The following is a 707-nucleotide window of genomic DNA, read 5'->3' as shown; positions in this document are numbered from 1 at the left end:
GCAGCGGTCCGGGGGCCCACGCGGGCGGCGGCTCGCCGCCCAGGCCGATCGCGGTCTCGACGTCCGGGGCGGGCCGGAACGCCGGGCGCCCGGTGCCGCGGTAGTAGTCCTCGAACTTGAACGCGGGCTCGGCCCGCGACGTGACCAGGCGCGCGGGGATGCCCAGGCTCTCGGCGACCACGATCCCGTGCAGCGAGCTGCCGACCACCAGGTCGCTCGCCGCGATTGCGCCGAGCGTCGCGGCGAGGTCACCGGTGGGGTCGACGGCGTCGGAGCGGCCCACGGCGAGGTGCCGGTCGTTGAGGTTCGGGACCACCGTGACCGCGCGTGGGGCGGTGTCGTTCGCGATCTGCTCGCGGGACCAGAGCCGGCCGAGCAGCAGCCCGGGGTCGCCGAAGACGTCCGGCACGGCGTGTCCCTTCGCCCGCAGGAACGCCGCGGTCCGGGGGCCGCGGACCGCCCGGACGTCGAGCTCCCGGTAGGCGGGCGGGTGGTCGAGCGTCTTGCCGTTGGCCCCGATGCCCCAGAGCACGTCACCCGTGCGCGCGAGGTTGAGGATGGACCCGACGGCGAGGAGCCGGCGCGGGGACACGGGCTCGGTCAGGCCCTCGCGGGCCACGAGCCGCGCGACGATCAGCGGCCCGAGCAGGTCGCCGAAGTTGCCGACGGGGCGCCGCCACGGGACGAGCCGGCCCCACCGGCCGGGC

At 77.2% G+C, this 707-nt stretch carries 1 protein-coding gene; it reads right to left on the bottom strand.

Annotated features, from left to right (window positions below; all coding sequences use genetic code 11):
• A partial coding sequence (locus tag PROKR_RS13720) for a polysaccharide pyruvyl transferase family protein (protein ID WP_051432975.1) occupies positions 1-707 on the bottom strand: 707 nt, incomplete at both ends.

Source organism: Promicromonospora kroppenstedtii DSM 19349, from assembly GCF_000515355.1.
GTDB classification, from domain to species: Bacteria; Actinomycetota; Actinomycetes; order Actinomycetales; family Cellulomonadaceae; genus Promicromonospora; species Promicromonospora kroppenstedtii.
The sequence above is the reverse complement of the archived record's forward strand: the minus strand, read 5'-3'. Positions and strand labels throughout refer to the sequence as shown.